The sequence below is a fragment of the Candidatus Nitrohelix vancouverensis genome, assembly GCA_015698305.1.
GTDB lineage: Bacteria > Nitrospinota > Nitrospinia > Nitrospinales > VA-1 > Nitrohelix > Nitrohelix vancouverensis.
Genome location: CP048620.1, coordinates 2,320,580 through 2,344,226, shown reverse-complemented (window position 1 = coordinate 2,344,226; position 23,647 = coordinate 2,320,580). Strand labels below are relative to the sequence as shown.

Genomic DNA, 23,647 nt, shown 5'->3' with positions numbered 1-23,647 from the left:
ACCCACTGCACTCTAGAATGGATTAATGGAAAAGACGACGCTAGTTCAACATATCCGCCAACAGGAACGCATGAATCCTGAGGCGACCGGGGAGTTCACCAATTTGATGACGGAAGTCATCGTGGCTTCCAAAATCATTTCCAATGAAGTCAATCGCGCCGGCATCGGCGAAGACATCCTGGGAGTGACGGGTGAAACCAATGTGCATGGCGAAGAAGTCCAGAAACTGGACGACTTCGCCAACCACACCTTCACCACCATCATTGGTCAATCGGAAGCGGTGTGCGCCATCGCCTCTGAAGAACACGAAGAACCGGTCATCATCCCGCAGGAAAAAAAACCCGGCAAATACATTTTCATGATGGACCCGCTCGACGGCTCCTCCAACATTGACGTTAACGTTGGCATCGGCACCATTTTCTCGATCTATCGCAAGATCAGCGACGGCGACGAAGTGACTTCAGAGGACCTGCTCCAACGCGCCGATCAACAGGTGTCCGCCGGTTATATCATCTACGGATCCAGCACCATGTTTGTTTACACCTCCGGCAGGGGCGTGCATGGTTTCACGCTCGACCCTTCTCTCGGCGAATATTTCCTGTCGCACCCGCACATGAAAATCCCTGAAACCGGGTCTATTTACAGCGTGAATGAGGGAAACACCACGCTCTGGAATGACAAGCAGAGAAAGCTGGTCTCTTATTTAAAAGGTCTGGAGCCAGACTCGCCCAAGCCCTATAAATCGCGTTACATTGGAACACTGGTGTCCGACTTCCATCGCACTTTGATTAAAGGCGGCCTGTTCATGTATCCCGGCGATTCAGCCAATCCTCTGGGAAAACTCCGTTTCTCTTACGAGGCGGCGCCGATGGCAATGATCGTGGATAATGCTGGCGGCGACGCCACCAACGGTAAAGAGCGTATTCTGGAAATGACGCCGGGCCACATTCATGATCGAACGCCGCTGTTTGTCGGCAGTCTCAAGGACATACAAATTTCAAACAAGTTTCTCAACGCTTGACCCCAGCGGTCTCTCATTCGAATTCAGGATCATGAAAGTTCAAAGCATACGCGGCGTAAAAGATATCCTTCCCGCTGAAATTCCAAAATGGCATTACGTTGAAAAAATGGCTCACTCTGTTTTTTCGCGCTATGGATTCGCTGAAATTCGAGTTCCCATTTTTGAGAAAACCGCTCTGTTTCAACGCGGCATTGGCGAGACCACGGACATCGTACAGAAAGAAATGTACACCTTCGAAGATCGAAGCGGCGACCAGATCACCCTGCGTCCCGAAGGCACGGCGGGCGTCGTGCGCAGTTATATCGAACACAAGTTGTACAATCCGCCGGGCCTTGAAAAAATGTATTACATCGGCCCCATGTTTCGTTACGAGCGTCCGCAGGCTGGACGCTTCCGCCAGTTCTACCAGATCGGCGTCGAAGCGATGGGATCGCCCGATCCAGCCGTCGATGCGGAAGTCATGACCATGCTCATGGATTTTTTTTCCGCATTGGGTTTGAACGACGTTTATCTGCAACTCAACAGCCTGGGTTGCCCGGAATGCAGACCCCAGTACCGCGAAACGCTCAAAGCCGCAATCAAACCGCATTTGCAAAAACTCTGCACGAATTGCAACACGCGTTATGAAAAAAACCCCCTGCGCGTTCTCGATTGCAAAGTGGAAACCTGCGCCGCTATCGCGACCGAATTGCCCAAAACCAGCGACTGCCTGTGCGCAGACTGTGAGGCGCGTTTCGGCAAAGTCAAACAGCTCCTCGACGGAGCCAATATTCCCTGGCGTCACAATCCATTGCTGGTTCGCGGTCTGGACTACTATTCGCGAACTGCATTTGAAGTGAAATCAGAATCGCTCGGATCGCAGGACGCCATTTGCGGCGGCGGTCGTTACGATCAACTGGTGGAAGAATTCGACGGCCCGGCAACGCCTTGCTTTGGTTTTGCATTGGGCATGGAACGCTTGATCTCTCTGGTTCCTTTTGACGATCAGGTGAACCTGCAATCGCCACCGGACCTGTTCATGGTCTGCCTGGGCGCCGAAGCGGAACGCTATGGCTTTAAACTGGCGCATGAATTGCGCTTGCAGAATTTACGCGTCGAAAGAGATTTCGACAGCTCCAGCATGAAAAGTCAGATGCGCAAGGCCAATAAATCCGGCGCGACCTTGACGCTGATTGTCGGAGACAACGAATTGCAGGATGGAAAATTAATTCTCAAAAATATGCAGGACGGATCACAGGCGGAAGTCGCCATCGCAGGACAATATCTGGAAGAGATCAAACAACGCTTGCATGACCTTGGGCCTTCCTGATACTCTTTAACTCCACTATTTTTGATATTACTCGAATTGAATCATGGCCAGTAAAGAACTCGAAGTCCTTGAAGATTATATTGCGCAGAATAATCTGAAGATCACGCGCCAGCGACGATCGGTATTGAATGCTTTTTTAGAATGCGAAAAACATGTCAGCGCCGAGGAACTTTACAAACTGGTCACCGAAAAGGAACCCAAGATCGGTCTCGCCACGGTGTATCGAACCCTCGCCTTGCTAACGCAAAGTCAATTGGCTCAAGAGCTGGACTTTGGCGACGGTCAGAAACGTTATGAGCATCGCTTCATGCACAGTCATCACGATCATATGATCTGCACGGAATGTGGCAAGATTCTCGAATTCAATCATCCTCTGATTGAAAAATTTCAGGAAGAAGTCGCCACTCGTAACGGCTTCACCATCACCTCGCACAAACTCCACATGTTCGGTATCTGTTCTGAATGCAGGTAGGAAAAAACAAGGGCTGACTGATAAATCAGCGCCGCTCTCTCGCAGGATCAGTCAACCGACTTAACGCAACGAAAGCCAATATAATTATAGATTTCGTTCATCGTCTGCCCATAGAGGGTGACTTTCGGGAACACCCGGTTTTTGGGATGCAACCAGGTGCGATTTGTAACGCGAAGCGCGCCCGCTGAGGAATCCATAGCCCCGCCGCGAACCGTTTTGTATTCGCCATCCGCCGGGCCGGTTGGGTTTTGCTTCAGTGAATCAGAAAGCGTGTAGGGCGCCTCCCACCAGTTGCTGGTCCACTCCCAGACATTGCCAAGCATATCGTACAAACCAAACTGATTCGGTTTTTTCTGTCCGACCGGATGCGTCGTCGCGTTTGAGTTATCCATATACCAGGCGTAGTCGTCGTCCATCATATTCCCCCAGTAATAACGGGAGTTTACTTTACCGCCCGCCGCATACTCCCACTCCGCTTCCGTGGGCAAACGACATGCGCCCTTGGACTTTTCAGCAAAACGTTGGGCGTCATAAAAATTGATCTGTTCTACGGGGTGATTGTCGCCTTTAAAACGGGACGGATTCCCTCCCATCAACTTGACCCAACGGGCTTGCGTGACTTCGTATTTGTCCATATAAAAATCATCCACGCAAACTTCATGTTCCGGTTTTTCATCTTCCTGTGCAAAATTATTGCCCATCTGGAAACAACCGCCCTTGATGAAGACCATGCCTTCCGGAGCTTTATCCGCCTTCGCCTTGTCTTCAGGGGACAATTGAACGGGAACCACCTGACTGGATGGGATATCAACATCCGGCGCGTTGGGGTCAATATTTAATTCAGACAAGGCCGGGTTCGCCTCGCCCTCTATAGCCGGTTCGACGGTCTCTTGCTCACTGCAAGCGGAGAGGCTTAAGAGAAGGATTAAAGCGACAGGTATCAGAATTTTTTTCATGGTCGGACGTTGGGTTAAAAGTTTTATATACTATCATTTTAACGTCTTTTTACAAGTCCAATTCCCTGCAAAATCAAAGCTCCTTGCATGCATTTGTTAATGATTCCATGCGGGGCGATGGGGAGCGCTTTCGGGTTCACTCTGCGCGCCTGAATAATTATTCACGATCCAATGCCCACCCGACATCACCAGATCCGGGTATTCGAGTCGTTTTAAATTATGCAAGGCATTGCCGCGAACCGCAATCAGGTCGGCCGGAGCGCCGGGAGTGAGTTGCCCTAAAGGTTCCAGACCCAGATAACGCCCCGCCTTTGCCGTTGCTGTATGAAACAGTTCAAGCGCCGTCATACCGGTGAGCTGATGCATGAGTTGCAATTCCCTGGCATCAATGCCCCAGGGAATATCGACATGAGCGACTTCCGCGCCATAATAAAAATCCGCTCCCAGCTCGGCCAGTCGTTTTGCATTATGGTGAATACCGTGACAAGCCGACAGGGTGTCCAGAGTCGAGACGATTTTCACATCCTGCTGAACCGCCCGCTTCAAGAGAGCATCGGAAATTTTCATGCAGGGAACATGCGCCCATTCATCCACGCCGGCATCCAGAGCCAGGGCAACTCCAACGTCCTCGGAGACATGAGCCGTCACGCGGCGCTTCAATGAATGCGCCTCATCAACAATCGCCTTTACAATTTCCAGACTCAGCAGAGGCCAGGCTGAAGATACGCCGCCATGATGTCCCATCGTCCAGGGAGCACCCGGTTCTCCGCCGGGTTCCAATGCAATCTTAATGAAGGACGCGCCGCCTTCTATCAGATGCCGTACAGCCTGCCGGGCCTGTTCTTCCGTCTCCACCCCTATCGCAATCTTTCCAGAACCGTGATGATGCCCGCCATGACCAAAGACCGACAAGGGATAGCCCCCTTTAGCCGTCAAAATCGGCCCCGAACTGAGCAATCGCAATACGCCCTGCCCGCCCGATGGCGCGAGCAAATCGCCGCCAACGTCGCGCGCCGTGGTCACGCCATGTTCCAGTAGAACGCGGCGCGGGACATGCTGAAAAACGATATGCGAATGCAGTTCAATGAAACCGGGAAGAATCGTCGAGTCGCCCAAATCCACCACCGTCGCGGCATGATCGCTGATACTGTCGGAAGGCCCCAGTTTGGCGATCTTGTTTCCATCGATCAATAAAGCGGCATTGGAATGCATCTTGTTTCCGTCGAATATGCGCGAGGCTTTCAATAGAATGGACTGATCGGATTCATCATGGCCGGGCGCATGCCCTGGCGTCTCTGCCTGGGCGACGTTAAGGAATAAGGATGCCAGAGCCAATACAGACAACGCAATACTTCTGGCTGTGATTGCGAGCCATATGTTTTGAAAATTATGAATCATTATGAAATAAATCCTGTGGTGGTTGGAATATCAATTTGGGTTCTGGCAAGGGATGTCGCGGAGATGAAAATCAAACAACATCAGCTTGATAAATCGAGACCGCCTGTCGTGCGCTTCGGAAAGGCGTCTTTCACTCAATGATATCGAAATTATATCGTCCTGAACAAACAAACTCATGTAAAAATATGAATCAAGCCCTATTAACTGAGAAAAAAACTAAAATTTATGCGCTCGAATGCCGTTAGGATACTGTAATGAATCGCCACGATACGAAATTCGACTCATGACCCCTGACTCCTTTCGAAATAAAGGCTGGATCGCGCTCGGCCTGGCATTGACGATGACGGCGACCAGCGGCTGTGAAACGCTGAGGAGCTTCTCTTTGCCTGAAATGCCTGAATTGAAGGCGCCTGACCTGTCCTTTGTTTCGCTTCCAAAACTTCCCAAACTGCCAACATCGTATTCCAAAAAAATCAATAGCGATCTGGAGTTTGCTCAACATCAATTCCAGCAGGGGAAGTTTGACGTTGCGGAATATTATTTCAAGAAGACCCTCCTGACAACGCCTCATGATGCGGAAACTCTGCGCCAACTGCCCTGGGCTTATTTTTATCAGCAGAAATACGATCAGGCCCTGACCGCATTCCAGCGCGCGACGACCTTTGCTCCCAAATCAGCGGAACCCTGGATTGGGCTGGGCTGGGCTTATTTCGCGACCAAACGCTATGAAGAAGCGACCGACGCTTTCAAAAGGGCCGAAGAACTGACTCCTGAAAAATATCAGGTCCTGAAGGGAAAAGGATTCTGTTATTTTTTCATGAACCGACCCGAGGACGCCCGGCAGGAATGGGAACAAATATACAATCCCGAACAAGTGCAAGAACTCTGGACGCTCGTAGCCGAGTGGAAATCAGACGAAGCGTCTCCCTTACCGCGCATCCTTTCGCTTTCGCCGCGCTCTCCATCCATCTTCACGCTTCCGGTAGAAGCGCCTAGGTATCAAAGCGCCTTGCTCGGCTATGTCGCTCTGGATTTACAAGACTTGAAAGACCCCTGGAGATTGTATGGCAAACAATTCTTTGACCACTCCGTGCGAGCCTTCGAAGAAGCCGAAGCAATCGATGCGGACGGCATCGACCGACTGAACGGTCTCGGCTGGAGCCTGTTACATTCCAAACGGATCAGGGAAGCGGAGGATGTCTTCAAACGGATCAAGGCGCGTCTCCCGCATTTCCCTGGAAGCGTTCAAGGATTGCAACAAGTGGAACTGGCTAAAATGAAGCGGGCGCAATTCGCTCACTATTATTTTGATAAGGACAAAACCCAACTGGCTCTGAATGAGTATGAGGATTTGAAGGAACAGTTTCCAGACTGGGCGCATCCACAAATCCAAATCGCCTATTTGAAACTCAAAGAGCGACAAACTCACGACGCCTGGAAAATTTTTGAAAGCGCTCTGGCGATGGAACCCTCCAACCCGGACGCCTTGCAAGGACGCCAGAAAGCCCTGCTGGAATTAAAACCTAAATTGCATCTGGCAGACGCGCTGATGCAAGAGGGCAACTTCAAAAAGGCATCGTTGATTTATGCGGACTATATTGAAGAAAATGAATCTGTGGGAGTGGACGCCTTTCTCGCAAAAGCTCTGAACGGACTGGGATGGGGACAATTCAAGAAACGTCAGTACGACCTTTCCGCCGAGAAATTCATCCGCGCCTCAGTCAGCGAAGATTATAAAATCGATTCAGCGCGCGGCGCCGGGATGTCCTTCTACCGAGCTGGAAACTATGCCCAGGCCGAAAAGTATTTGAAGATCGCGCACGATGCTCAACCCGACAATCTTGAAATCGCCTATCTCTACGACGACAGCGTTCTCAAAAGCTGGTCTTCATCAAGGGCTATGGAGTATTTCAACCAGACCCTCAAACGGTACCCCCTGCGCGCCTCGTTATACATGGGCATCGGCTGGTTGCGTTATGAACTCGACAATCGCAATCTGGCTATCGAATATTTTGGCAAAGCAATTTCTCTCGACCCCAGTCTCGCCCTCAACGAAGAGTTTGAACAGTTGTTGAAAAAAGAACGCTTCGGCTGGCAGGTCTACAATCAAATGGGCTGGGCTTATTACCACAAGAAGCAATACGACAAGTCCATGGAAATGTTTCTCGTTTCGATGCGGCAGCAACCCAACAAATCTGAAGCGCGCATGGGGCTCGGTTACAACCTGTTGGCGCTCAACAAACTCGAAGACGCCTCGCTGTACCTACGCCAGACTCTGGCCCTCAACCCGCAACCGAAAACCATCGTGGAGGCGGCGGGAGAAACTCAAAGCATTGCGCCCTTCGAGCTGGCGACAACGGTTCGAAGCAAGTTAGGGCGATTGTATCTTGCGCAAAACCGCAATCTGGAAGCCCTCGCCCTGCTCAAGAAAGAACTGGAGATGAACCCCGATCAACCCGATGCGCTTGACGCTCTCGGCTGGACGCTGTTGAAACTGAACCGCCTGCCCGAAGCGCGCGCCGCTTTCCTGAGAGCCGTCAAAGTAGAGCCGCTGAACAACAGCCCGCATAACGGACTCAATGAAGTGAAACAGGCGATGGCGCGTCAAAAAATAGAAAGAGCGCAACTGATTTCCGCCCTGCCCCGCTAAATCCCCAGCCCGATATTCCTTATCTCATTGAAATTTTTACCCCTGCCAACATTTTAAAATTGACAGCGAAAACTTTTTAGTTATAATGTTTGAATCCGCTTTAAAGAAACTAAAGGTTTTCAAGTCGTCAGTGCATAGGGGGAGGGGGGAGGTACCTTTCTCTTTTCGCTTTAAGTGAAAAGTCATGGAGTTGAATTCTGTTCAGCTCCATGATCCCTGACGAAACGCCGGTGAGTCCCGGCGCCTCGGGGACGTCCGTCTTCAAACGACGATCTCTTCCAGAAAGGAACGTCGGCTCACTGATTGCGATCCGCAATCAGGTTGAATCCTGCAAAGTAACTAACGCCAATCCCTTTTACAGGAAACGCCGTCGGCTCACTGATTGCGATCCGCAACCACGTTGTATTCCGAAAACTCCACCGGTTCCAGCGCCTCGGGGTAGACCGTTTCCGCAAATTTTTTCGATGCCGGGGAATTGCGGTGCAAGGCCAGACCCGTTTCATTTTCAAAAATCAAAATACTCATGAAACGCGTGGGATCGGAAATCTCCTGCTGCGCCAGATACACCAGGGTGCGCGGTTCGTTCGCCCGGACATAATCCACCAGCTCAACCATCGCTTCCTTGCATTTCTTGATCGCATGACGATGCACGCGAAAACGCGCCGACATATAAATCGCCACGTCCGCCTCTACTTAGTGAGGATTTGGTGATTGGCTTTTAGAGCTTCCACCACCGCCGGATCCGCCAGAGTCGACACATCGCCCAGTTGATCGGCTTCGTTGGCGGCTATTTTCCTGAGTATCCGGCGCATGATCTTGCCCGACCGGGTCTTGGGGAGACTGGGAGTGAAATGCAGAATGTCCGGCGCCGCAATCGGACCGATTTCCTTGCGCACGAACTGAACCAGGTCTTTCTTGAGCGCATCCGATTCTTCAACACCGTCCATGAGCGTCAGGTAAGCGTAAATCCCCTGCCCCTTGATATCGTGCGGGAATCCCACCACCGCCGCTTCGGCGACGCTGGGGTGAAGCACCAGAGCCGACTCGACTTCCGCCGTGCCCATGCGATGACCCGAAACATTGATGACATCGTCCACCCGCCCGGTGATCCAGTAATAACCGTCCGCATCGCGTGTGCAACCGTCGCCGGTGAAATAATAACCGGGATACATTTTAAAATAGGTCTCTTCAAAACGCGCGTGATCGCCATAGACCGTGCGCATTTGCCCCGGCCAGGGTTCGGACAGGGCCAGCACGCCGTTGACGCCGTTGCCTTCGAGAACTTTTCCGGTTTCAGACTCAATCACAGTCGGTTTGACGCCAAAGAAGGGCAAAGTCGCCGAGCCGGGTTTGGCGGGCGTGCAACCGGGTAAGGGAGTAATCATGATTCCCCCGGTCTCGGTTTGCCACCAGGTGTCCACCACAGGACAACGCCCTCTTCCGATAGCTCGATGATACCATCTCCAGGCCTCCGGGTTGATCGGCTCGCCAACCGAGCCCAATACTTTCAAAGATGATAAATCGTACTTGCCCGGAATCTCCTCGCCATGCGACATCAGGGCGCGAATTGCCGTGGGCGCGGTGTAAAACTGCGTGACTTTGTACTTGTCCACCACCGACCAGAACCGCCCCGCATCCGGGTAAGTCGGCACGCCTTCAAACATGATGCTCGTGGCTCCGGTAGCCAGAGGTCCGTAGATAATGTAGGAATGCCCCGTCACCCAACCGATGTCCGCAGTGCACCACCAGATATCTCCGTCGTGATAATCAAAAATATATTTGAAGGTCATCGCCGTGAAAACCATGTAGCCGCCGACATTGTGCTGAACGCCTTTGGGTTTCCCGGTCGAGCCGGAAGTGTAAAGAATGAACAGGATATCCTCAGCGTCCATCGGTTCCGCCGGGCAATCTGCCGAAGCGGTGGCCATTACATCGTCCCACCAGACATCCCGACCTTCCTGCATGGGCGAAGGAATTTTATCGCCCACCCGTTTGGCGACGATGCAGGATTTCACCCGCACCCCTTGCGCTTCCGCCAACTCCATCGCCTTGTCCGCGTTGGTTTTTATCGGAACCGGCTTGGCGCCTCGAAACGAACCGTCGGAGGTGATGAGCGTTTCGCAAGTCGAATCGACAATACGATCCGCCAGCGCTGTGGCGGAGAAACCGCCAAACACAATGGAATGAACCGCGCCAATCCGGGCGCAGGCCAGCATGGCGATTGCGAGTTCAGGGATCATCGGCATGTAGATCGAAACCCGATCTCCCTTTTTGACGCCGTGACGTTTCAGAACATTGGAAAATTTGCAGACCTGCTCGTGCAGTTCTTTGTATGTGAATTTTCGATCCTCGCCCGGCTCGTTACCTTCCCATAGAATCGCCGTCTGATCGCCGCGCGTTTCCAGATGACGGTCCAGGCAATTGAAGCAGATATTGGTCTTGCCGCCCTTGAACCATTCAATGTGAATCGCCCCGTCATTGACGTTGTAATTATAATTTCTCACCTCAGACCATTTCTCAAACCAGGCAAACTGTTCCGCCTGCTCTGCCCAAAAGCCTTCCGGGTCTTCAACAGAACGTTGATACATGTCCTGATATTCCTGCATATTTTTGACCCAGGCGCCTTCAGCCACCGACGCCGGCGGGTTGTATAATTCAGTCATCGCATCCTTCTCCCGAATCAGGAAATTTCTGTGATTGTCTCATCGTCCCGCATCGTGCGCACCGCGCGGGCGGAATCCGACAATGTCCACAAGCCATCGGGATGTTCAAACGAACCGTCCCGAGTGCTCATCACCCATGTACGAAACCTTCCGCTCACCATTCCGGCGACCATACTGATTCCTCCGCCGGGCGCAAAAAGTTCAGATATATGAACCTCTTTATCAAAACGATCTTTATTCGATAACGATTCATCGTATAAAGATTCCATCTCTTCTTTTGTCGGCAAACGCCAATCGTCGAAACCCGCGAATTTATTCTCCCTCAACTCTCGCGCGTAATCGGCGCTGTCCGGGTAATTCACCCACCGCTTCAAATCATTCATTGTATCGGTACGCTTCCACATCAAGCGCCGTTCCGTATCGACCACGACGTCTTCTGAAGCCAGTACAAACCGCTCTTTAGATTTCATATCATAATTAATTGGTTGTGATAAATTACACTTAACAAGTAGGATAAAATATCATCATTGACGATCATTTTCAAAACACATTAAGACTGGCATCGCAGGTCTACTATATAACGATACTTTTTAAAATTTGATATAAACTGAAACAAATACCATGACAAAACCCAGTCCATCGCAATTGCTGATTTCGCATCTCGAATGGTCCATCCGGCATCTGGAGGATTCTCTCAAACGCGAAACCAGCGACTATTTTCAAAACGCCGCTTTACAACGTTTTCGCTTCACATTCGAGTTGACCTTAAAAACCCTCAAGGCGCATGCGACTGAACAGGGCGCAACTTTGGACAACAAGGACTGCGTCAACTACGCGCTCGAACGAGGCTGGATCAACACGCTTGAAGACTGGGAGCATATCGACGCCTGTTACAACGACCTCGTCAAAACCCCGCCGCAGAATGCAAAAGAAATTTTCCTGGAACTGGGAGCGTTTGCAAAATCTTTCGAATCCTTATATCAGCAAATGAAAAAAGACATTCAGCCCCACCCCTTAAACGCCTGAACGGCGCGAGCAAACTTTCACGACTCCTTGAAGCGAAGTTGCATTTCTTTGCGTAAGGATTCAAACGCGCGTTTGCGATGCGAGATCGCATCCTTTTCACCCGCCGACATCTCTGCAAAAGTCCGATCATGCCCCTCGGGCATAAAAATCACATCCCAGCCGAAGCCGCCCTCTCCACGAATCTCATTACAGATGGATCCCGCCGCCTCGCCCGTCCCCACAACCATTGTCTCTCCGTCATACCAGGCCGCGCAACAAACCGCGCGAGCCTTGCGATCGGCAAAGCCGTCCAGCATTTTCAACATACCCTCGCAACCCACATTGACTTCGAACCACTTCACCAGCGCTCCGGGAAGCTCATTCCAGGCTTCAAAAATCAGCCCCGAATCTTCCACCAGCGTCGGCTTGCCTATTTTCGCGTGCGCCTGCATCGCCTTGTCTTTTATCAATTCCTGCACGCTTGCGGTTTGAATCTCCTGAATCCCCTCAAGCGTTGCATGCTTGAGCGAGGCGCCCAGAATGCGCTCCGCTTCTTTGACTTTATTCAAGTTGCCCGTTACAAAAACGGTTTGACGGAACCATGCCTCCCAGTTCATAATACAAGCCTCATATTGTCACAACCGCATACCTGTGTTATAAGAATAAATTTTCCCAACTTTAATTGAACCGCCCAAGGCCTCAAAAGCTCCTCATATTTCCATGAAAATATCTTTGATTCGTATCGTTGTCCTTCTGTCCGCCATCCTTGTTTTATCAGGATGCAAATCCATTTTTCAACTGGACGTAGACGTTCAGGCTCAAAAAGCCCTGCACGACCTCGCTGAAATCCAGGAAAAATATTACGCTGAAAATGGCAAATATGCGAGCGGCCTTTTAAAAATCAGCGACTACGATTTCAGCTACGACAACGGTCTGGTCTATCTGGAACTGCAGGAGGCGAACAAAGACAACTGGCGCGCGATTGCGCTGGGGGCGGAATCTCCAACTGCCCGCGTTTTTGCTTTCGACACCAATCAAGGCGGATTCTATGAAATGGATGATGAAGAAGTGTCCAGCTATGTGCTCGGCGCATTGAACTTCATTCGTAGCGAACAAGCCAAAGTAGCTCTGAACGATTGGACCTCGCGTGTGTTGATGATGATTCTGCTTGTCTTCGGAATCAAATTATATTTTCGCTATAAATCGTCGCAGTATCGGCTGGTGTTCGCGTCTTATTTCATGATGCTGGTTCCACTGGGATGGTCCCTCGCCCTGTTCAATCACATGGCTTCGGACACGGTGCGTACGGGATTCATTACGGGGATGACTTCTTTTTCTCTGGTCGCAGGGGCCGCGATTCTACTCTCTAACAGTCTGTGGCTGAAAAAACATGCGCTGAGCACGCCATCGCCCCTGATCGGTCTGATTTCCTGCTCATTGCTGTTGTCCTTCTTTTCGGCGGGCGCCCAACTATATATCTTCGTTAAATTCTACTGACGAGGCATCTTCCTGTACGCGTACTGTCACCACATGCCGCGTCTGCCTCGATATGTTTTTCCCCTTTTTACCGCGCAAGGTGAACACCTGCCCGTCGCTCGCATGCTTCGGTAGCGTGAACTTAATCATTCCATCCGTAGTGCGCAGGGTGTGGATGCGTCCTTCCAGCAATTGCGAACGGGACAGGGGAAACTCATAGTAGAAATCCATAGCCGCTGTCGCCTCCTCAGAAGCGATTCGCAGGGTCATGACCAGATCGCCGCGTCGTTTGCGAAACAGGCTGGACTCGCCCTTCCCCGAGATTCTCAAGGTCATGCGGTTCCAGGCTCCGGGAGGGATGCGCACCAGATAGTTTTCTTTACCCTTGCGAATTCGAATCGTTCCGCCCTGCTCCGCCGTTCTCGAATCCACGGCGACTTCTTGAATCACATCGAGCAGGAAGACTTGCGTTTCCAAAGCATTCAAAAGAGAAACGGTCTGTTCGACAAATTGTTTGAGGCGCGGTCGATTTTCTAAAAACTTTGCAAAGAACCCAGAATCATACGTTTCTGGCTCTTGCGCGATGTCGACGTCCACATTGAGCAGTTTAAAATCGCGGAATCGCTTCTCCAGGGTTTGAAAAGCCCGGCTGATTTCCTTGAAACGATCTTCAAACTCCGGATTGCCAGGATTGTGATCGGGATGGTATTTACGCGCAAGAAGGTGATAAGCCTTGCGGATTTCATCCAGAGATAACGAAGGATCGGTCTGCAAAATATCACAGCAATCCTTCAGGCTCATCGCTCGTATGCTTGTCATGGCGCTCGTTTAAGGGTTAATCGGTTAATTCTATAATAATCAATGGTTAAAAAAATGCAAGTCTACAATCGAGCTTATCGTTAAAAAAATATGCGCCCTATAAGCGCCGAATATTCCGCAGACTTGCCAGCGCTAGAAAATAATATGGTGCAAAAAAGAGGATTTTTCTGATGAATCATAGAAAAATCACGATTTCTGCGCTTTCAAACTTGGTTTCCGAGCCATAGAAGTATAAAATAATCAGCGATTACTGGCTCTGAATACCTGCCTTGGCCGTAGCCATTACGTCCGCAATCCTCAATTAAACTTAACTTTCAGCATTTTTTCCATAAAGTAATGAAAACGGAAAATCTAATAGGCGTTTCAGAAAAAGAGCTTGAAGAAACTTTCATCGCTCTGGGAGAAAAGCCCTATCGCGTCGGGCAAACGATGAACTGGGTCTACCATTATGGAATCTATGATTTCAATGAAATGACCAATTTATCCAAAGCGACCCGGGCGCAACTGGCCAACAAGTTCCATATCAGCCTGCCCTCGATCAAGGAAAAGACGCAATCGCGAGACGGCACCATCAAATACCTCATTCAGTTTGAAGACGGGGAATGCATTGAAAGCGTCTGGATGCCCTCCGGCGACCGCAAGACCCTTTGCGTCTCCAGCCAGGTGGGATGTCGATTGAATTGCTCCTTCTGCATGACAGCGACGATGGGACTCAAACGCAATCTGAGCGCAGGGGAAATCATCGGTCAGATCATGGCCGTCAACAACGATGTCGGCGAGGAAGGCAAAATCACCAATATCGTTCTCATGGGCATGGGAGAACCGCTCGATAATTACGACGCGCTGGTCGACGCCGTCCGTCTGATGATCTCGCCTTCCGCCCTGCGCCTGTCCACCCGCAAAGTGACCATTTCCACCTCGGGTCTGGTCGACAAGATCAAGCAATTTCAGGAAGAAAATCTGCACATCAATCTGGCCATTTCCCTGAACGCGACCGAAAACGCCACCCGCGACACGCTGATCCCGATCAATAAGAAATACCCGATAGAAACCCTGCTCGAGTGTCTGCGCAATTATCCGCTCAAACCGCAACGGCGCATGACCTTTGAATACATCCTTCTGAGAGGCGTCAATGACAGCCCGGAGGATGCCAGAAGACTGGCGAAAATGTTGAGAGGGATTCCAAGCAAAATCAATCTGATACCCTTCAACCCCTTCTCCCCTTCCAGTTACCAACCTCCAAAGGAAGAAGAGACCCTGGCCTTTCAGAATTATTTAATCGAACAGAACTATTCCGTCTATATACGCAAAAATCGCGGCGCCGACATCATGGGCGCCTGCGGACAACTGGCCGCGCACTCGCAGACGGCGACCGTCTCGCAGACGGCGTCCGTCTCGCAGACCGCGACCGCGCCTCTTTAAACTCCCAGAACGATATGAACGCCTCGACCGAAAAAACGTCTAACGCAATCGACCTGTCCGTTGTGATTCCTCTTTATAATGAAAGAGAGAACCTCGTTCCTCTTGAGGAAAAACTGTTTTCCGCCCTGTCCCCTCTGGACCTCGATTACGAAATCATCCTGATCGACGACGGAAGTCGGGATGGAAGCGCCTACCTGGTCAGGCAATTACAGAAATCGAACCCAAAAATCCGCTTGATTCGTTTTGGCCACAATCATGGTCAGACCGCGGCCTTTGCCGCAGGATTCGAAGCGGCGCGCGGCGACATCATCGTCACGCTCGACGCCGATTTACAGAACAATCCCGAGGACATACCCCTCTTGCTCGAGCAAATGGACAAATTCGATGTCGCCTGCGGCTGGCGCCACAAACGCAACGATCCCTGGGTGCGCAAGGTCTCATCCAAAATCGCCAACGCTGTGCGCAATTACCTGAGCGACGAGTCCATCGCCGACACCGGCTGTTCCCTCAAAGCCTTTCGCCGTCGCTGTTTTGACAAGGTCAAACTCTACAAGGGCCTGCACCGCTTCTTTCCCACCATTATGAAAATGGAGGGATTTACAGTCACCCAGGTCAAAGTCGGACATTACCCGCGCATACACGGCGTATCCAAATACAATATCAGCAATCGTTTATGGGCGTCCCTGCTGGACCTTCTGGCAATCCGTTGGATGAAAAAACGAATCATTAACTACGATATAATAGAGGAGGATTGAGTACATGACCGCAACCCTGTGGTTGGCTGTGGGATTTATGGGGCAAGCCCTGTTTGGAGCGCGCTTCATTATTCAATGGATTGTTTCAGAGAAAAAGGGAGAGAGCACCATTCCCATCGCTTTCTGGTATTGCAGTATTGGCGGAAGCCTCGTTTTGCTCGCCTATGCTTTACATCGAGCCGACCCGGTCTTCATTGTCGGTCAAAGTCTTGGCTCCGTAATCTATATAAGAAATCTGGTGCTCATCGACCGCAAGAAAAAGACCCTGCAAAAGGCCGGGGAATGAGTTTGCTCAAAATCCGTTTGCTGGGAACAGGACTCCTGCTCTTTGGCGGCGCCCTATTCGTCTGGTCAATGCGCTCCATCGAATCCGAATGGCCGCAATTGCTGACCGGTTTGCTCTCGGTATTGTTCGCCGCAATCGGCTTTGGAATCCTGATTCTTCCCAACGACGACGACCCCTCTCCGCCATCCCCCTGACCCACATCTCCATCGCCACTGCGAATTTAAAAGTCCTTCATTTCACGCATCCAAAACGCCCTTAAACTGCTTGACTTTGGGTACCCCCTATGATATTTCTCTACCTTTCTTAAAGCCCTGAGTAAGGGCTTGCGTGAAGATGCGTAATCAGAGTCCCTGTTTTTCTCGATTCAAAAATCGTTTTTATCAAATGGATAAGCGGGGCTTGCAATTGTTAGAGCCGCAAAAAATTCGGATTCATAACCACAGGCGCTAAAGAGATCTTAAATGGACAAGTCATCTAACGAAATGAACACAAATTCCCTCTTAAAAAAAGCTGGTATTTCCTTCCTTTTACTAATGATTTACGGTCTGGTTCATATGAACCCCTCCGTAATGCAGACCACTTTCGGATCCTTCAACATCAACCCCACATTATCTTCCAATGCTTATGCGCAAGAAGAAGATGATGATTTTGAGGATTTCGAAGATTTTGAAGACGAGGAAGAAGGCGAAGAAGAGGAAGAAGGTGGAGAAGAAGCCGGCGAAGAAGATGGGGAAGAAGCCACCGAAGAAGAAGACCTGTCCTATTTGACGGATATTGGCCCAGCCAAAGATCACGAGTTTGAAACCTATACCTTCATGGGAACGAGCAATCGCAAGTTCACCTGGGCGGCGGCTCAACTACATATCCTGTTCGCATCGTTCATTCTCGGCTGTCCCATGTTTGTTGTCATCATGGAGGTTATGGGCGCGCGAAGAACTCAGGGCGTGCGTAAGGCAATCATATTATCCAACGTATTTCTCGGCGTTCTCATCGGCGTCGTCATCGGTATTACAGGCGAAATCATAGTCGGAATTCATCACGGCGTACTCTATGGTCTATGGGCCTGCGCCTTTGGCGCGCTCCTTGTGAGCTTCTGTAACTATTTCCACCGATTGATGAATGCTAAAGTCTCGGCCCTGGTGGGCGCGGTCTTTGGAACATTGATCGCCATTCCGTTAACGCCTGTCGAGCATCTTGAAACTTCAGCGATTATTCTGGCGATTGTTAACGGCGCTGTGGGCGGTATCCTCTCAAACGCGATCATGTTTGCCCAGGCCGATTTCAAATTCGAGCGTCTGGCGCATGAGATCACCAAGGTCATCGGTATCTGTTACAGTTTCACCGCGCTGACCGGCGGACTCTTCCTGTTTGTCATGCTGATCGCGTACAAAGATTTCATCACCTATCTGATTCAGTCCTTTCCAGTCCTGTTCATGGTTGGCTATCCGACCCTGTTCATTCTGGAAACCATCGTCATGTACATCTATGTGTACTCTTGGGATCCGCTGAACAAATCGAATAAAAAAGGACGCCACATCGTTGTCGGTATTTTCCTGAACATCCTCGGCCTGACTCTACTCTGCGCCCTGGACGGTCCGGCGACATATATGCAGACGCCGCCAAAACCACTGGATTCGCTGACGACCATATCAGAATGGTCGCGAATCGCTAACGCCACCTGGATGCCTTTGAACTACCATCGACTGGTGGGTAACGGAACATTCGGCGGTTACATGGTTTGTATCATTGGCGCTTACATGTACCTCTGGTCCAAAACGAAAGAAGAAAAAGAATATTATGACTGGGTTGGCTACATTGGCAACCTGATTGGCGTCGGCATCATGATCCCGCTTCCGGCAATGGGTTACATCTTCGTACGCGAAATTTACGAGTACGATGCAACCATCGGCATGTACATCATGTCCGATCGAGAATCCATGTTCATGCTGGTTCAGGGCTTGTTGGTTGGAACCATGTTCAGTATGAGTAATATCTATATGTGGGTGAGTATGAAGCGTATCGAAAATGCGCAACGCTTCTTCCCAGCCATGAAATTTGGATTCGTACTGATCGTCATTGCGGCCACAATCTGGTTCACGCCAAGACGTTTTTACGCAACCATGATGCCTGAACCGGGAATGGACAGCGCCATGGTGCTACCGGATAACCTGGCATTCCTGGCGCTCATGGTCTCTAAGAATACCGCCGCTTTTGCTCTGGTTGCGGTGACCTTTATCAACTATATTTTCTATACCATCGCAACCCGCACCGGTAAGGTTCATTATGGCAAAATCAATCCTCTTGGATTGTATGCGCTGATTTTCCTCGGATTTGCAGATATCTGGCTGATGAGCTGGATGGGTACGATTCGCGAGTTATCCCGAATGAACTGGCATGTTTATAAAGTCTACAAAGATGTCACCGTTGATAAATTTGCGCCGACCCTTGCCGACGCAGGTTTCCATGTGACGACCATCGTTTGGACTTTCTTTATCATCATGACAGCCATTATCTGGTTGGGAATCAAATATCCAAAATCTAAAAAGAAGGCAGTCGAAACAGCCCCGCCACAGGCAAGCCCTCAAATGGCGGAGTAATTCTAGGAGCATAGGATGGCAGAAAAATCGTTTATGCAGAAAGCTGGCTTGATCGTAGTCGTTTCTTTGGCTATTGCCGGTGGAGTCTGGGTATTATTTGGAGTCTTGGGCTTCGCTGATGCCGCGCGTCTGGGCGGCGTTGCGCTGACATTGGTCGGGATGACATACGCTCTGCTTCTTGCGATCCCCAGCGGCGAATTAAAAGAGAAAACATTCTTTCAGAATATCAAATTCAAAATCCCTGGCATTCTTGTCATTGGAGCTATCATTTGGGTTGTTGCCGGTAAAGCCGGGTTCCCGATCTGGTGGCAGATTGAATTTGTCGCTTTTGCCGGTGTCGGGCTGGTCTATTTCATTATTCTCGATTCCAAAGCCATGAAGGAAGAGCAACGGCATATGGACTGGATCGTCCGTCTGCTCGGGACCTACGCCATCGCATCGGGTATATTCATTACAATCACAGCTCAATTGCCTCAGTTTGATCCAGCGGTGGAAATAGCCAAGCTGGAAAAACCCCCCATCAAACTGAGCGGTCTGGCTGGCCCTGAGGTCATCGCGGCTGGTCGCGCTGTTTTTCAGGAGAACAAATGTTTCAACTGTCATAAAGTATTCTGGGAAGGCAACTCGGATCGCGGCCCCAATTTGGGCACCAAGCAGATCGGGCTTTATTCTGAAGAATATATTAAAGAACAAGTCGTCAACCCTCGGGTATTGCAGTCCCCCGGTTTTGAGGATCCAAAATCCGTCAAGGCCATGCCGACCTATTACGGCGAAGATCTGAGCGAAGACGAAATGCACGCTCTGGTGTCCTACATGAAAACGCTTCGCGACCCTGAGCATGCGCCGGTTGAAGGCAAGCTGGGCGAACAATGGACCTGGTTTGACGATCCCAAAATCATTGAAGAAGGCAAAAAGATCTTCAATGGCGAAGGTGAAGGCGTCGCCGAAGGTCTCAACTGTGCGGTTTGTCATGGTAAGGACGGTATTCCCATGATGACCGGTGCCTTGGATTTCCGCGATGATTCCCAGCCCGACACCGACAAAATGCCGGATCAGTTGAAAGGCGTTCCCCTGAGAGATTGGCCGGACAGCTTATGGTACAAGCGGGTTACGCGCGGTGTGGACGGCACCCCAATGGCCGCATGGGGAAGCGTTTTCCCACATTTAATTTTGTGGAAAACCGAAGCCTACGCACGAACCTTCCATTCTCCTCTCGAATCCAGAACGGAGAAGCGACCGATTCCTCCCGTTCCCACGAAAGAGGATATCGAGCGATGGAAAACGGAAGGCCTCTTCATGGATCCGTTGCTATAAACGAAAGTCAAACAAAGGCAGGGGCCTCTGGCCTCTGCCTTTTTTTTATTTGCGCCGCCCTCTCGTTTCCTAAAATTTATTAAAATCCATCCGAATGTATGCTAACGTAACAGGACATTTTTAAATTTCCACTTCACTTTTAAATACCGCTGAAACAGCGCGTAATCAAGGATTTGATATGAGTAAGCGAATCGACGATATGGTTAAGGAAGGGCTCTCGGAGGATGGAAGTATTTTAAACCTGCGAGATAAATACATTGGCCTGAGGGGAATCATGGAACTGGCAAATCACCCTGCTTTAAAAAATCTCAAGGAATTGATTTTACCGGGAAACCAATGCGCAGACGAAGGCGCAGAGGCATTGGCGGAATCCTCTCTACTGGGCAATCTGGAAATACTCAATCTGAATCACAATGAAATTGGCGACGATGGCGCCATCGCCATTGCAAACTCCACCAATTTCCCAAAACTGGTAAACCTCACGATGTTCGGGAATGTCATCGGCGACGAAGGCGCGAAGGCCTTCGCAGATTCCGAGCAGAGCAAAAAATATATAAAGCTCGATCTTTACAAGAACCAGTATGGCAATGTTGGCTACAAGGCCCTGGCGGAGTCGCCCAACCTGAAAAACTGCGAAGAGCTTGAGCTCTACAGGGAATAGACGCAGGCGCGCGGGTTCAGTTCTTGCTTTTCCATTCTTCCGGGGTGAGGGTCTTGATTTGAATGGCGTGGATCAACTTGGGTTGTCCGTTGATCTGATCGTCCAGCGCTGAATAAACCAATCGGCGTTGGTCAATCAAATTGACGTTTTCAAACTGACTGGATACCACGGTCACATGGTAATGCCCGCCGCCTCCAGCCGCTTTGTGACCGCGATGCAAATGGCTCTCGTCGATGATGCCCACGTGGTCGGCGTTCAATTTTTCTTTCAAAATCTGATCGATCAAATCTGTCGTTTCCATGCAATTCCAATCCTGTAGTGTGTGAGTTATTTTTCTTCCGACCGGAACCCCAAATCAGGGAGGTCTTTGAATTTATTCATCGAATCCCCAAACCAGGCATGCGTCTCGCTTTCTTCTTCGGACATCAAACGCCCGCGACATTTCGAACAAACGGGGATTTGTCCGGGCTTGAAAGCGCGCACACGGTTTTTGACTTGGCAGTGGGGGCAAGCTATAATTGTTAAAGGCGTATCATTCATAATTCATATTATCAAATTCCCGCAGTAAATCCAATCACATCAAACGCTATCATGATGTTTCATAAATACACTTTGAAGAACGAGAAAATCCCGACCTCCACCAAAATCTACATGGTCTTGTGGATCGTCGTCAGCCTGACCCTGTTGTTTGTATTTACATTCACGCTGTTTTCAATCGCATTGATTGCAGGCGTCATCATTTTTCTTCTTCGGCTATTAAGAAAAAGACCCGCGCAACCTCCCCTGCCCCATCAACGTCCGTACAGATCCAATCGCAACGATCAGGATGTGATCGACATATAAAACCCGTTATTTTCGAGGCCGCTTGTAAATATGTATTGCCTGTCCCATGCCCGCAAACGCCGCTTCGGAGATCGTTTCTGAAAGCGTGGGATGCGGGTGAACCGCATGCGCCAGATCTTTTGCGGACGCTCCCATATTCATGGCCAGCACGCCTTCACCAATCAACTCGCCTGCGTTGACGCCAACGACGCCCATTCCAAGAATTTTGTTGCTCTCCGGTTCCAGAATCAACTTGGTCAATCCCTCGCCCCGGCCCATCGCCTGCGCCCTTCCAGAAGCCGACCAGGGAAATCGCGAAACATGAAATGCGATGCCCTTGCGACGCGCATCCGTTTCAGAGAGCCCGCACCAGGCGATCTCCGGGTCGGTGAAGACCACGGCGGGGATCACCGATGACTTGCCCGCTTCCCCCCGCTCAATCCAGTTGATCGCCCGTTGAGCGTCATGCGAGGCTTTGTGCGCCAGCATCGCGCCAGCAACGATATCGCCGATCGCAAATATTCCAGGTTCATCGGTCCGACCGTTCGAATCGGTTTTAATGAAACCGCCTTCTTCGAGCTGAACCGCTGTGTGCTCCAGCCCCAGCGCCTGCGTGTTTGGCTCCCTGCCGACGGAAACGAGAATCTTAGAGAAAGTCTCCAGCGTCTCTTCCGAGCCTTTCTGCATCCCGACCTGAACTTCGCCGTTCACAATTGACGCCGAAGTCACTTTCGTGTCGAGATGAATTGTTTCGAACATCGAAGCCAGATTCCTCGCCAATGGGCGAACCAGATCGCTGTCCACGCCAGGCAATAAGGCGCTCTGCATTTCCACCACCGTCACGCGACTTCCCAGAGCGGCGTAAACTGTCCCCATTTCCAATCCGATGTAGCCGCCGCCAAGCACCAGAAGTTTTTGAGGGATGTTCTCCAGAGCCAGGGCAGAGGTCGAATCCATCAACAAATTGCCGAGTGGATGGAACAATGAAGGACTTTTAGGACGAGACCCGGTCGCCAGCAAACAGTGTTTGAATTCGACCCTGCCGTGCCCCGCGATCTCAGCTGAAGAAGCGCCTGTCAATTTAGCTCTCCCTTGAAAGGTCTGGACCTTGCGTTGACGCGCCAGTTCATCCAGCCCTTTCGCCATTCGTTGCACCGTCGCATCCTTCCACGCTCTCAATTTATCCAGATCAATGGAAGGGTCGGCGTAAGTCGCCCCCCATTCAGACGCTCTGCGCGTTTCCTGAATCAAAGCCGCGACATGCAACAAGGCTTTGGAGGGAATGCAACCGCGATTCAAACAGACGCCGCCCAGAGTTGCATTCTCATCCGCCAACGCCACTTTCATGCCGCGGTCCGCCGCGTCGAAAGCCGCATGATAACCGCCCGGCCCGCCGCCAATCACTAAAAGATCCACCGATATCATATTCACCTGTGTCTGCGTCTGCTCAGTTGTTCCCATTCTCTACGCGGAACCTGATGCTGGATTTGTTTCATAACAAAATTGCACAATAAACGCGCCCGGTCCTTTGCAACGCGCGGCCCTTCAAACAACGCCGTCAAAATTTTCTCCTGCTCCAGAAAGGGGCGTAACTGACTCTCCATCTTCTTCACAATCTGCTGATTACTGAGATCGGAAGAACTGTTTTTTGATCGCGTTTTTTTACTACCAAATAAATGACTGCGCGCAGAAGAGGAATCTGCCGGACTCTGAGGCAAGACGCTCGCCTTATAATCTTTGATGAAATAAGAAAGCGCATTCATCGTGTTCGCCGCGCCCAGCTTCTCCATATCCTTGTCCAAATGATCCCGGCTCACAGTAGTTTCGCCAGCGCTGTTCCAGCGCCACTGTTCGTCGGATGCAATGGCGAACAAGCCCCGGTCAGCGAGATAATCCAAAAAGGCTTCTGCAAGAGAGCCATCCAAACCATCCACCAGGCATTCCTCTCGAAACCATTCGAGCCATTGCTCACGCGATTGTGTTGAAAAAATCTGAGACCTGGAACCCATGGACCTTGCAGG

The 23,647-nt window shown here is 50.6% G+C and carries 24 protein-coding genes; 14 read left to right on the top strand and 10 right to left on the bottom strand.

All coding sequences use genetic code 11. The features are described 5' to 3' along the window. Positions 1-25 precede the first annotated feature (25 nt). From fbp to G3M78_10810, 3 genes are read left to right on the top strand one after another with little or no spacing between them, the layout of a single operon-like run. Positions 26-1,021: a class 1 fructose-bisphosphatase gene (fbp, locus tag G3M78_10820; GenBank protein ID QPJ65857.1), complete on the top strand. Its 996-nt coding sequence runs from the start codon at positions 26-28 to the stop codon at positions 1,019-1,021. Positions 1,022-1,052: 31 nt separating this feature from the next. Next, entirely contained in the window at positions 1,053-2,330 is a 1,278-nt protein-coding gene (locus G3M78_10815; GenBank protein ID QPJ65856.1) for a histidine--tRNA ligase, read from the top strand. Between the two features lie 43 nt (positions 2,331-2,373). Further along, positions 2,374-2,802: a transcriptional repressor gene (locus G3M78_10810; protein QPJ65855.1), complete on the top strand. Its 429-nt coding sequence runs from the start codon at positions 2,374-2,376 to the stop codon at positions 2,800-2,802. A gap of 47 nt (positions 2,803-2,849) precedes the next feature. Here the strand turns inward: G3M78_10810 and G3M78_10805 are convergent, their stop codons facing one another. Continuing rightward, positions 2,850-3,758, bottom strand: a complete 909-nt coding sequence (locus G3M78_10805) for a formylglycine-generating enzyme family protein (GenBank protein ID QPJ65854.1) — start codon at positions 3,756-3,758, stop codon at positions 2,850-2,852. A 96-nt stretch (positions 3,759-3,854) separates the two neighbouring features. Continuing rightward, the gene (locus tag G3M78_10800) at positions 3,855-5,156 is read right to left on the bottom strand and encodes an amidohydrolase family protein (protein ID QPJ65853.1); all 1,302 of its coding nucleotides are present in this window, start codon (positions 5,154-5,156) and stop codon (positions 3,855-3,857) included. 283 nt (positions 5,157-5,439) lie between these two features. Between G3M78_10800 and G3M78_10795 the strand changes: the two genes are divergently transcribed. Continuing rightward, on the top strand, positions 5,440-7,806 hold the full coding sequence (locus G3M78_10795; GenBank protein ID QPJ65852.1) for a tetratricopeptide repeat protein: 2,367 nt from the start codon (positions 5,440-5,442) through the stop codon (positions 7,804-7,806). Positions 7,807-8,181: 375 nt separating this feature from the next. Here the strand turns inward: G3M78_10795 and G3M78_10790 are convergent, their stop codons facing one another. From G3M78_10790 to G3M78_10780, 3 genes are read right to left on the bottom strand one after another with little or no spacing between them, the layout of a single operon-like run. Continuing rightward, positions 8,182-8,487 (bottom strand): hypothetical protein, encoded by a 306-nt coding sequence (locus G3M78_10790; GenBank protein QPJ65851.1) that lies wholly within the window; start codon positions 8,485-8,487, stop codon positions 8,182-8,184. 8 nt (positions 8,488-8,495) lie between these two features. Continuing rightward, positions 8,496-10,469 carry an acetate--CoA ligase gene (gene acs, locus G3M78_10785; GenBank protein ID QPJ65850.1) on the bottom strand — a complete coding sequence of 658 codons (1,974 nt, stop codon included), beginning with the start codon at positions 10,467-10,469 and terminating at the stop codon, positions 8,496-8,498. Between the two features lie 17 nt (positions 10,470-10,486). Then, positions 10,487-10,939, bottom strand: coding sequence for a DUF1566 domain-containing protein (locus tag G3M78_10780; protein ID QPJ65849.1), 453 nt, complete (start codon positions 10,937-10,939; stop codon positions 10,487-10,489). Positions 10,940-11,090: 151 nt separating this feature from the next. Between G3M78_10780 and G3M78_10775 the strand changes: the two genes are divergently transcribed. Continuing rightward, positions 11,091-11,495 carry a hypothetical protein gene (locus tag G3M78_10775; protein ID QPJ65848.1) on the top strand — a complete coding sequence of 135 codons (405 nt, stop codon included), beginning with the start codon at positions 11,091-11,093 and terminating at the stop codon, positions 11,493-11,495. A gap of 17 nt (positions 11,496-11,512) precedes the next feature. Here G3M78_10775 and rdgB read toward each other — a convergent pair whose 3' ends face one another. Further along, complete coding sequence (rdgB, locus tag G3M78_10770; protein ID QPJ65847.1) at positions 11,513-12,091, bottom strand: RdgB/HAM1 family non-canonical purine NTP pyrophosphatase; 579 nt, start codon at positions 12,089-12,091, stop codon at positions 11,513-11,515. 103 nt (positions 12,092-12,194) lie between these two features. On the opposite strand from rdgB, the gene G3M78_10765 reads away from it, so the two are divergent. Beyond that, entirely contained in the window at positions 12,195-12,971 is a 777-nt protein-coding gene (locus tag G3M78_10765; GenBank protein QPJ65846.1) for a hypothetical protein, read from the top strand. On the opposite strand, the gene G3M78_10760 is transcribed toward G3M78_10765, so the two are convergent. Continuing rightward, positions 12,945-13,769 carry a J domain-containing protein gene (locus tag G3M78_10760; GenBank protein ID QPJ65845.1) on the bottom strand — a complete coding sequence of 275 codons (825 nt, stop codon included), beginning with the start codon at positions 13,767-13,769 and terminating at the stop codon, positions 12,945-12,947. The two genes, G3M78_10765 and G3M78_10760, sit on opposite strands and share 27 nt — an antisense overlap. A 336-nt stretch (positions 13,770-14,105) precedes the next feature. On the opposite strand from G3M78_10760, the gene rlmN reads away from it, so the two are divergent. The 7 genes from rlmN to G3M78_10725 all read left to right on the top strand — a co-directional run bounded on the left by rlmN (position 14,106) and on the right by G3M78_10725 (position 20,804). Continuing rightward, positions 14,106-15,191 (top strand): 23S rRNA (adenine(2503)-C(2))-methyltransferase RlmN, encoded by a 1,086-nt coding sequence (gene rlmN, locus G3M78_10755; protein QPJ65844.1) that lies wholly within the window; start codon positions 14,106-14,108, stop codon positions 15,189-15,191. A 14-nt stretch (positions 15,192-15,205) separates the two neighbouring features. Continuing rightward, positions 15,206-15,946, top strand: a complete 741-nt coding sequence (locus G3M78_10750) for a glycosyltransferase family 2 protein (GenBank protein QPJ65843.1) — start codon at positions 15,206-15,208, stop codon at positions 15,944-15,946. Positions 15,947-15,950: 4 nt separating this feature from the next. Beyond that, complete coding sequence (locus tag G3M78_10745; GenBank protein QPJ65842.1) at positions 15,951-16,232, top strand: lipid A biosynthesis protein; 282 nt, start codon at positions 15,951-15,953, stop codon at positions 16,230-16,232. Continuing rightward, positions 16,229-16,426 carry a hypothetical protein gene (locus G3M78_10740; GenBank protein ID QPJ65841.1) on the top strand — a complete coding sequence of 66 codons (198 nt, stop codon included), beginning with the start codon at positions 16,229-16,231 and terminating at the stop codon, positions 16,424-16,426. The genes G3M78_10745 and G3M78_10740 overlap by 4 nt, the downstream gene beginning before the upstream one ends. A gap of 267 nt (positions 16,427-16,693) precedes the next feature. Further along, on the top strand, positions 16,694-18,829 hold the full coding sequence (locus G3M78_10735) for a hypothetical protein (GenBank protein ID QPJ65840.1): 2,136 nt from the start codon (positions 16,694-16,696) through the stop codon (positions 18,827-18,829). 33 nt (positions 18,830-18,862) lie between these two features. Beyond that, positions 18,863-20,143, top strand: a complete 1,281-nt coding sequence (locus tag G3M78_10730; GenBank protein QPJ66834.1) for a c-type cytochrome — start codon at positions 18,863-18,865, stop codon at positions 20,141-20,143. Positions 20,144-20,321: 178 nt separating this feature from the next. Continuing rightward, positions 20,322-20,804 (top strand): hypothetical protein, encoded by a 483-nt coding sequence (locus G3M78_10725; GenBank protein ID QPJ65839.1) that lies wholly within the window; start codon positions 20,322-20,324, stop codon positions 20,802-20,804. Between the two features lie 16 nt (positions 20,805-20,820). Here the strand turns inward: G3M78_10725 and G3M78_10720 are convergent, their stop codons facing one another. Beyond that, complete coding sequence (locus G3M78_10720) at positions 20,821-21,105, bottom strand: BolA family transcriptional regulator (protein QPJ65838.1); 285 nt, start codon at positions 21,103-21,105, stop codon at positions 20,821-20,823. Between the two features lie 290 nt (positions 21,106-21,395). Between G3M78_10720 and G3M78_10715 the strand changes: the two genes are divergently transcribed. Then, positions 21,396-21,647 (top strand): hypothetical protein, encoded by a 252-nt coding sequence (locus G3M78_10715; GenBank protein QPJ65837.1) that lies wholly within the window; start codon positions 21,396-21,398, stop codon positions 21,645-21,647. A gap of 6 nt (positions 21,648-21,653) precedes the next feature. Here G3M78_10715 and lpdA read toward each other — a convergent pair whose 3' ends face one another. Both lpdA and G3M78_10705 read right to left on the bottom strand, forming a co-directional pair. Next, positions 21,654-23,051 (bottom strand): dihydrolipoyl dehydrogenase, encoded by a 1,398-nt coding sequence (gene lpdA / locus G3M78_10710; protein ID QPJ66833.1) that lies wholly within the window; start codon positions 23,049-23,051, stop codon positions 21,654-21,656. Positions 23,052-23,053: 2 nt separating this feature from the next. After that, positions 23,054-23,635, bottom strand: coding sequence for a hypothetical protein (locus G3M78_10705; GenBank protein ID QPJ65836.1), 582 nt, complete (start codon positions 23,633-23,635; stop codon positions 23,054-23,056). Positions 23,636-23,647: the final 12 nt, after the last annotated feature.

Bases quoted from the DNA above. Each gene is read 5' to 3' on its own strand.
- fbp (QPJ65857.1), top strand. From the start codon at position 26: ATGGAAAAGACGACGCTAGTTCAACATATCCGCCAACAGGAACGCATG.
- G3M78_10815 (QPJ65856.1), top strand. From the start codon at position 1,053: ATGAAAGTTCAAAGCATACGCGGCGTAAAAGATATCCTTCCCGCTGAA.
- G3M78_10810 (QPJ65855.1), top strand. From the start codon at position 2,374: ATGGCCAGTAAAGAACTCGAAGTCCTTGAAGATTATATTGCGCAGAAT.
- G3M78_10805 (QPJ65854.1), bottom strand. From the start codon at position 3,758: ATGAAAAAAATTCTGATACCTGTCGCTTTAATCCTTCTCTTAAGCCTC.
- G3M78_10800 (QPJ65853.1), bottom strand. From the start codon at position 5,156: ATGATTCATAATTTTCAAAACATATGGCTCGCAATCACAGCCAGAAGT.
- G3M78_10795 (QPJ65852.1), top strand. From the start codon at position 5,440: ATGACCCCTGACTCCTTTCGAAATAAAGGCTGGATCGCGCTCGGCCTG.
- acs (QPJ65850.1), bottom strand. From the start codon at position 10,469: ATGACTGAATTATACAACCCGCCGGCGTCGGTGGCTGAAGGCGCCTGG.
- G3M78_10780 (QPJ65849.1), bottom strand. From the start codon at position 10,939: ATGAAATCTAAAGAGCGGTTTGTACTGGCTTCAGAAGACGTCGTGGTC.
- G3M78_10775 (QPJ65848.1), top strand. From the start codon at position 11,091: ATGACAAAACCCAGTCCATCGCAATTGCTGATTTCGCATCTCGAATGG.
- rdgB (QPJ65847.1), bottom strand. From the start codon at position 12,091: ATGAACTGGGAGGCATGGTTCCGTCAAACCGTTTTTGTAACGGGCAAC.
- G3M78_10765 (QPJ65846.1), top strand. From the start codon at position 12,195: ATGAAAATATCTTTGATTCGTATCGTTGTCCTTCTGTCCGCCATCCTT.
- G3M78_10760 (QPJ65845.1), bottom strand. From the start codon at position 13,769: ATGACAAGCATACGAGCGATGAGCCTGAAGGATTGCTGTGATATTTTG.
- rlmN (QPJ65844.1), top strand. From the start codon at position 14,106: ATGAAAACGGAAAATCTAATAGGCGTTTCAGAAAAAGAGCTTGAAGAA.
- G3M78_10750 (QPJ65843.1), top strand. From the start codon at position 15,206: ATGAACGCCTCGACCGAAAAAACGTCTAACGCAATCGACCTGTCCGTT.
- G3M78_10745 (QPJ65842.1), top strand. From the start codon at position 15,951: ATGACCGCAACCCTGTGGTTGGCTGTGGGATTTATGGGGCAAGCCCTG.
- G3M78_10740 (QPJ65841.1), top strand. From the start codon at position 16,229: ATGAGTTTGCTCAAAATCCGTTTGCTGGGAACAGGACTCCTGCTCTTT.
- G3M78_10735 (QPJ65840.1), top strand. From the start codon at position 16,694: ATGGACAAGTCATCTAACGAAATGAACACAAATTCCCTCTTAAAAAAA.
- G3M78_10730 (QPJ66834.1), top strand. From the start codon at position 18,863: ATGCAGAAAGCTGGCTTGATCGTAGTCGTTTCTTTGGCTATTGCCGGT.
- G3M78_10725 (QPJ65839.1), top strand. From the start codon at position 20,322: ATGAGTAAGCGAATCGACGATATGGTTAAGGAAGGGCTCTCGGAGGAT.
- G3M78_10720 (QPJ65838.1), bottom strand. From the start codon at position 21,105: ATGGAAACGACAGATTTGATCGATCAGATTTTGAAAGAAAAATTGAAC.
- G3M78_10715 (QPJ65837.1), top strand. From the start codon at position 21,396: ATGATGTTTCATAAATACACTTTGAAGAACGAGAAAATCCCGACCTCC.
- lpdA (QPJ66833.1), bottom strand. From the start codon at position 23,051: ATGATATCGGTGGATCTTTTAGTGATTGGCGGCGGGCCGGGCGGTTAT.
- G3M78_10705 (QPJ65836.1), bottom strand. From the start codon at position 23,635: ATGGGTTCCAGGTCTCAGATTTTTTCAACACAATCGCGTGAGCAATGG.